This is a genomic window from Pseudomonas sp. BN415 (genome assembly GCF_029871195.1).
Lineage (GTDB): Bacteria > Pseudomonadota > Gammaproteobacteria > Pseudomonadales > Pseudomonadaceae > Metapseudomonas > Metapseudomonas resinovorans.
Map to the genome: position 1 here is coordinate 1 of NZ_SSOK01000043.1, position 7,191 is coordinate 7,191.

Annotated in this window: 6 protein-coding genes; 5 read left to right on the plus strand and 1 reads right to left on the minus strand. The window is 63.0% G+C overall.

Annotation, left to right across the window (positions count from 1 at the left end):
• The first annotated feature begins 57 nt into the window (after positions 1 to 57).
• Together E8F20_RS10925 and E8F20_RS10930 are read left to right on the plus strand one after the other, a co-directional pair.
• Positions 58 to 1,482, plus strand: coding sequence for a gamma-aminobutyraldehyde dehydrogenase (locus tag E8F20_RS10925; protein ID WP_280282643.1), 1,425 nt, complete (start codon positions 58 to 60; stop codon positions 1,480 to 1,482).
• A gap of 195 nt (positions 1,483 to 1,677) precedes the next feature.
• On the plus strand, positions 1,678 to 2,154 hold the full coding sequence (locus E8F20_RS10930; RefSeq protein WP_280282642.1) for an ester cyclase: 477 nt from the start codon (positions 1,678 to 1,680) through the stop codon (positions 2,152 to 2,154).
• 571 nt (positions 2,155 to 2,725) lie between these two features.
• Here E8F20_RS10930 and rlmE read toward each other — a convergent pair.
• On the minus strand, positions 2,726 to 3,346 hold the full coding sequence (gene rlmE / locus E8F20_RS10935) for a 23S rRNA (uridine(2552)-2'-O)-methyltransferase RlmE (RefSeq protein WP_028628065.1): 621 nt from the start codon (positions 3,344 to 3,346) through the stop codon (positions 2,726 to 2,728).
• 271 nt (positions 3,347 to 3,617) lie between these two features.
• Here rlmE and E8F20_RS10940 point away from each other — a divergent pair, with 271 nt between their 5' ends.
• From E8F20_RS10940 to purU, 3 genes are all read left to right on the plus strand, one after another.
• Positions 3,618 to 5,246 (plus strand): NAD(P)/FAD-dependent oxidoreductase, encoded by a 1,629-nt coding sequence (locus E8F20_RS10940; protein ID WP_280283738.1) that lies wholly within the window; start codon positions 3,618 to 3,620, stop codon positions 5,244 to 5,246.
• Positions 5,247 to 5,257: 11 nt separating this feature from the next.
• Complete coding sequence (locus E8F20_RS10945; RefSeq protein ID WP_280283739.1) at positions 5,258 to 5,989, plus strand: RNA methyltransferase; 732 nt, start codon at positions 5,258 to 5,260, stop codon at positions 5,987 to 5,989.
• A 453-nt stretch (positions 5,990 to 6,442) separates the two neighbouring features.
• On the plus strand, positions 6,443 to 7,191 hold a 749-nt coding region (gene purU, locus E8F20_RS10950; RefSeq protein ID WP_280283740.1), incomplete at its 3' end, for a formyltetrahydrofolate deformylase.

Genomic DNA, 7,191 nt, shown 5'->3' on the forward strand with positions numbered 1-7,191 from the left:
CTCACCCCAACCCCTCTCCCAGGGGGAGAGGGGCTAGACCGAACGAGGACTCACCCCATGCAAACCAAGCTCCTGATCAATGGCCAGCTCGTCGCCGGCGAAGGCCCCAGCCTCGCCGTGCTCAACCCGTCCCTGGGCAGCGCCCTGGTGGAAATCGCCGAGGCCAGCCCGGCCCAGGTCGACGCCGCCGTGCGGGCCGCCGACGCCGCTTTCCCGGCCTGGTCGCAGACCCCGCCGAAGGACCGCGCCACCCTGCTGCTGAAGCTGGCCGACACCATCGACGCCCACGCCGAGGAACTCGCTCGCCTGGAATCACAGAACTGCGGCAAGCCCTACGCCGCCGCCCTGAACGACGAACTGCCGGCCATCGCCGATGTGTTCCGCTTCTTCGCCGGCGCCAGCCGCTGCATGAGCGGCTCCGCGGCAGGCGAATACCTGCCCGGCCACACCTCGATGATCCGCCGCGATCCGATCGGCGTGGTCGCCTCCATCGCGCCGTGGAACTACCCGCTGATGATGGCCGCCTGGAAGCTCGGCCCGGCCCTGGCCGCCGGCAACACCGTGGTGCTCAAGCCCTCCGAGCAGACCCCGCTGACCGCACTGAAGCTCGCCGAATTCATCGCCCAGATCTTCCCCGCTGGCGTGGTGAACCTGGTCTTCGGCCGTGGCCCGAGTGTCGGTGAGCCGCTGGTGACCCATCCGAAAGTGCGCATGGTGTCCCTGACCGGCTCGGTCGCCACCGGCAGCCGGATCATCGCCGGCACCGCCGACAGCGTGAAACGCATGCACATGGAGTTGGGCGGCAAGGCGCCGGTGATCATCTTCGACGACGCCGACATCGACGCCGCCGTGGAAGGCATCCGCACCTTCGGGTTCTACAACGCCGGCCAGGACTGCACCGCCGCCTGCCGCATCTACGCACAGAAGGGCATCTACGAGCGCTTCGTGGCCAAACTGGGCGAAGCCGTGGGCAGCATCCAGACCGGCCTGCAGGACGACCCGGCCACCGAGCTCGGCCCGCTGATCACCGAGCAGCACCTGGAACGCGTCGAAGGCTTCGTCCAGCGCGCCGCCGCCCTGCCACACATCCAGGTGGTCACCGGCGGCTCCCGCGTCGACGGACCGGGCTTCTTCTTCCAGCCCACCGTGCTCGCCGGCGCTCGCCAGGACGACGAAATCGTCCGCCGTGAAGTGTTCGGCCCGGTGGTTTCGGTCACCGCCTTCGACAGCGAGGAGCAGGTGCTGGAATGGGCCAACGATTCCGACTACGGCCTGGCCTCTTCCCTCTGGACGTCCGACGTCGGCCGCGCCCACCGCCTGTCCGCGCGCCTGCAGTACGGCTGCACCTGGGTCAACACTCATTTCATGCTGGTCAGCGAAATGCCCCACGGCGGCGTCAAGCACTCCGGTTACGGCAAGGACATGTCCATGTATGGGTTGGAGGATTACACCGCCATTCGCCACGTGATGTTCAAGCACTAACGAGCCGGCCTCGGCCGGTTCCTTGTGGGAGCGGAGATCTTGTGCGGGCGACTTCAGTCGCTGAGCAGGCCGCAGGTCTGCCCTGGAAACCTCGGGGCAGCTACGCCGCCCTTCGCGATTGAAATCGCCCCCACAAAAAGCCGAGCAAAGCCGTTCCACAGGCAGTACCCGCACAAGCCACCAGGAGATCCAGCAATGCGTAACACCTTGCGTAGTTTCGGCTTCATCCTGCTTTCCACCCTGGCCTGCATGGCCCACGCGGCCGACGATGCCAAGGCGATAGTCGACGGTTACATGGCCGCCTGGAATGCCCACGATGTCGACAAGGCCGCCAGCTTCCTGGCCGAAGACGCGGAGTTCTTCGACGCCACCGTCGGTACCCCGCAACAAGGCCGCGCCGCTGCCCGCGACAACGTGATCAAGGTGTTCATCACCGCCGTGCCGAACCTCACCTGGAAGATGACCAGCGAGCCCATCGTCAGTGCCGACGGCATTGCCTTCCAATGGGAGTTCGCCGGCACCAACAGCGGCGCCTGGAGTGCCGAAACCCCGGCCACCCACAAGCCGCTGAAGTTCGAAGGCGTGAGTTTCATCCGCGTGAAGGACGGCAAGATCGCCTACCAGGGCGACTACTACGACGCCCTCGGCTTCAACAAGCAGCTCGGCTGGTAAGTCACCGCCCATGGTGCCTGGACAAACCGGGCACCGCTTCCACGTCGGAACGTGTGGAGCCGACCTGCCACCCTCCTCCTTTGAGCCTCCACGATGCCCGGTAACGCTCGCCCAACCCAGCCGCAGGCATAGGAGAACGGCAGCCGGGACTACTCCACCATCGACCAGGTCAAACGCCTTGTCGCAGGGTTCAATGACCGCAGGACGGAAATCAGCTAGGTCGCGGAGTTCACCGGTTGTCTGAGACAGAAGGGAGTCGATTCTTTTATCGAACCCCCGATTCTGGCCGGCTTCTACCTGCCCCGGCCATGGTCAATCCCGTGGCCGGGTTTGACAGCCCGCATACGTTGGTGCTAATGCGCCGCAAGGTGCATGCGAGAAACGGCGGATGTTTCTTGCGGGCATATGCTCGCATGCAGCTTTTATAGCTGCTCTGCTCTATGGCACGTCGCGCGGGGAGCCCTTCGGGTCTGCCGGAGTCGACGTACCGGTGTGTCAACATCGTTCGGCCCCGGTCGAGCCTGCGCCGCCATCGAAGCGGGCTCGATCGCACTTCAGCGCCGCGGGCGCCTTATCCTTTGAACCCTTTCCCCACCAGATAAACCTCCCTCGACCGTGGCCGCGACGCCTCTGGCTTGCGGATCACCACCTTCTCGAATGAAGTGCGGACGTCTTTCAGGAATTCGTCAGAGCCTTCGCCCTGAAAGACCTTGGCCACAAAGGTGCCATTGGGCTTGAGCACCTGCCGGACCATATCGAGGACGAGTTCGACCAGATACATCGAGGACGCCTGGTCGGCGGCAGCGACGCCGCTGATGTTGGGGGCGATGTCGGAGATGATCAGATCGGGCTGGTTGCCGTCGAGCTTGTCGAGGATCTGTTGAAACACGGCATCGTCGGTAAAGTCGCCCTGGATGAAGTCGACGTTATCCAACGGGTCCATCGGCAGGATGTCGCTGGCCAGAACCCGCCCCTTCTCGCCCACGAGACGCCCGGCTACCTGCGACCAGCCGCCGGGAGCCGAACCAAGGTCCATGACCAGCATGCCGGGGCGTATCAGCTTGTCCTTCTCGTTCAGCTCGATCAGCTTGTAGCTGGCACGGGAGCGCAAACCATCCTTCTGAGCCCGTTTGACGTAGGGATCGTTGACGTGTTCATCCAGCCAGCGACGGCTGCTTTTGGATCGTTTCATGATAGAGCCAACCACGGAGAATCAATGTGAGAAGCGGACCGATGCATGGGGCAGTGGGGAAGCTGTCGGACGCTGAGCGGCGGCAATTATAAGCCGATAACACTGTGCAGGTTACATTCGCGGGCAGGATCGCACAGCGCCGGCCAGCACGGCGCCTTCCGGCGAACCATCGGGCCAGGCCTGACAGGTGCGGGCGGCGGCGGGTACAATTCGCGCCTTACTTTCCCCTCTGTTGCTTCCTTTGCCGGAGTCACCGGCCAGGATTACCGCCATGATTCGCATCAACGAACTGTCCCTGCCCCTCGATCACTCCGCCGATGAGTTGCGCAACGCCATCGTCAAACGCCTGAACATCAGCGACGCCGATCTGCTGAACTTCACCGTGTTCAAGCGCAGCTACGATGCCCGCAAGAAGAACAGCGTCATTCTGTTCATCTACATCATCGATCTGGAGGCCCGCGACGAGGCGGCGATTCTGGCGCGCTTTGCCGATGACCACAACATACGTCCGGCCCCGGACACCCACTACTATCCAGTAGGACAAGCGCCGGCCGACTTGAGCGAACGGCCGTTGGTCGTGGGCTTTGGCCCCTGTGGATTGTTCGCGGCGCTGCTGCTCGCACAGATGGGTTTCAAACCCATCGTGCTGGAGCGCGGCAAGGACGTGCGCAGCCGCACCAAGGATACCTGGGCACTGTGGCGCAAAAAGATCCTGACCCCGGAATCCAACGTGCAGTTCGGCGAGGGGGGGGCCGGCCTGTTCTCGGACGGCAAGCTCTACAGCCAGATCAAGGACCCCAAGTTCTACGCCCGCAAGGTTGTGCAGGAGTTTGTCCGCGCCGGCGCTCCGGCGGAAATCATGTACGTGAGCAAGCCGCACATCGGCACCTTCCGGCTTACCGGCGTGGTGTCCACCATGCGCGAGGAGATCATCGCCCTCGGCGGCGAGGTGCGCTTTGAAAGCAAAGTCACCGATCTGCTGATCGACGATGGCCAGCTTGAAGGTGTGGTGCTGGCCAGTGGCGAAACCATTCGCAGCCGCCATGTCGTGCTTGCGCTGGGCCACAGCTCCCGCGATACCTTCCGCATGTTGCACCGGCAGGGCGTGTTCATCGAGGCCAAGCCCTTTGCCGTGGGTTTTCGCATCGAACACCCGCAGGGCATGATCGACCAGGCTCGCCTGGGCAAGTACGCCGGCCATCCGGAGCTCGGCGCCGCTGACTACAAGCTGGTGCATCACGCCAAGAATGGCCGCGCCGTCTACAGCTTCTGCATGTGCCCCGGCGGTACCGTGGTGGCGGCCACTTCTGAGCCGGAACGTGTCGTGACCAACGGCATGAGCCAGTACTCGCGCAACGAACGCAACGCGAATGCCGGCATCGTCGTCGGCATCAACCCGGAGGAAGATTTCCCGGGCGGCCCGCTGGCCGGCGTGGAGTTCCAGGAGCGCCTGGAGTCCCGCGCCTACGAATTGGGCGGCAGCGACTACTGTGCGCCCGCGCAATTGGTGGGCGATTTCATTCGCGGCGTGCCGTCGAGCGAATTTGGCGAGGTGGAACCCTCCTACAAACCCGGCGTGCGCCTGGGCGACCTTGCGCCCTCGCTGCCGGCCTATGCGATCGAGGCCATCCGCGAGGCGCTGCCGGCATTTGGCAAGCAGATCCGCGGCTTTGATCGCCATGACGCCGTGCTCACCGGCATCGAAACCCGCACGTCCTCCCCGGTCCGTATCACCCGCGACAACGAGACGCTGCAAAGCCTCAACCTGCGCGGCCTGTTTCCCGCTGGCGAGGGCGCCGGCTATGCGGGGGGTATTCTGTCGGCGGGCGTAGACGGCATCAAAGTCGCCGAAGCGGTGGCCAAGTCGCTGCTGTCTCAGACCAAAGTGCAGAGCAACTGAGCGCCGCATTGATGAAACTCGACGACATCAAGAAGCTCCACCAGAAAAAATACCGGGCCGAGTTCGGCCATTTTCTGGTGGAGGGCGAACATCTGTTGCTGGAACTGCAAAAAGCGGCCTTGCAGAATCCACGGCTACAGCGAAGTCAGCTGTATGTGACCAGCGCCTACGAGCACTGGCAAAGTCCGTTTGAAACCCATGTGATCAACGACCGCCAAATGGCGCAGATCGCCGACACCAAAACACCGCAGGGAATTATTGCGCTGGTGCCAATGCCGGCGACCGCCTCGCCGGTTGCTGCGCCCGCTACTAACGAGCGCGCCATCTACCTGCATGAAATCCAGGACCCGGGCAATCTGGGCACCATCCTGCGCACATTGGCGTGGTTCGGTAATTTTCGCTGCCTGCTCAGTCCCGGCAGCGTTGATCCGTATAACCCCAAAGTCGTGCGCTCCAGCATGGGCGCCATTTTTCATGCGCCCATGGAACTGGATGTGGATCTGGATTCCTTGCGCACGCGCTTTGAGCGCATCGCCTGCCTGGATATGAATGGCGAACGCGTGCAATCCGCCAGTTTCAAATCGTTCGATTGTTATCTGTTCGGCAACGAAGCACGCGGCGTGCCCCGCGAGCAACTCCTCGCACTCAACGCCCAGCCTTTTACGATCCCCGGCTGTGGTGCCATCGAATCGCTCAACCTGGCCACGACGGTCAACATGTGCGCGTACGAGCTGAACAGATAGGGGTTTGCAGAGCCCGGCCAGTCTTGGGGCTCTCAACGACCCGGGGATAGTTCGACACTGGATTGAGGGTCATTGCCGGCTCCCCGCATCAGGCTGAGTGCCGTCGTCGCGATGCCGTCCTCGGTTGGCGCCGAGCGCAGCGAGGCCCAACGTAGCAGGGCATGGGCGCATGGCACACCGCGCCGATGGCTTTCGCCCCGCTCGCCCCATCCTACCCACGGTAGCGATGTCGGCCGGGGGCGCCGGCTTCAACCACGTTTTTACCCGCAAAACTTTCCTCTCAAGATAAAAATTTTCCCAACAGGCTAGACCTGCACCTTCGCTTCGCCTATAAAAGCGCCACAGGAATTTTATTTTCCTGCCAGTAAAAATTCTTCACGGACGAAATCCTGTTTTACCCATGCAATTTTTCCGCCTTGCGAAGAGCTGCCGCCCCCCAATCGAGGACCCGACATGCAACATGCCACCAGCCACTTCATCCTCAAGATCAGCTGCCCGGCCACGTCCGGCATCGTTGCGGCGGTGACCACTTACCTGGCGGACAAGGGTTGCTACATCAGCGAGATGTCGCAGTTCGACGACGACACCAGCGGCCGCTTCTTCATGCGCGCGGTGTTCCGCTTCAACGATCAGTACGAAGGCGACATCGATGAGGTCGAGCAGGGTTTCGACGCGGTGGCACGGCGCTTCGAGATGGACTGGTCCCTGCACGGCACTGCCCAGCCGATGCGCGTGCTGCTGATGGTGAGCAAGTACGACCACTGCCTGTCCGACCTGCTCTACCGCCATCAGAAGGGTGAGATGGACATGCAGATCACCGCCATCGTCTCCAACCATCTGGACCTGCGGCCGATGGCCGAGCGCGAAGGCATCCGCTTCATCTACCTGCCGGTGACCCGCGACACCAAGGCCCAGCAGGAAGCCGAGCTGATGAAGATCGTCGACGAAACGCAGACGGAACTGGTGGTCCTGGCCCGTTACATGCAGATCCTCTCCGATGACCTGTGCAAGCAACTCTCGGGGCGCGCGATCAACATCCACCATTCCTTCCTGCCCGGCTTCAAGGGCGCCAAGCCCTATCACCAGGCCTACGAGCGCGGCGTGAAGCTGATTGGCGCCACCGCGCACTACGTGACTTCGGACCTCGACGAAGGCCCGATCATCGAGCAGGAAGTCCAGCGCGTGGACCACGCCTACCTGCC

Excerpts from the sequence above, each read along its gene's own strand:
- E8F20_RS10925 (WP_280282643.1), top strand. The coding sequence starts at position 58 with ATGCAAACCAAGCTCCTGATCAATGGCCAGCTCGTCGCCGGCGAAGGC.
- E8F20_RS10930 (WP_280282642.1), top strand. The coding sequence starts at position 1,678 with ATGCGTAACACCTTGCGTAGTTTCGGCTTCATCCTGCTTTCCACCCTG.
- rlmE (WP_028628065.1), bottom strand. The coding sequence starts at position 3,346 with ATGAAACGATCCAAAAGCAGCCGTCGCTGGCTGGATGAACACGTCAAC.
- E8F20_RS10940 (WP_280283738.1), top strand. The coding sequence starts at position 3,618 with ATGATTCGCATCAACGAACTGTCCCTGCCCCTCGATCACTCCGCCGAT.
- E8F20_RS10945 (WP_280283739.1), top strand. The coding sequence starts at position 5,258 with ATGAAACTCGACGACATCAAGAAGCTCCACCAGAAAAAATACCGGGCC.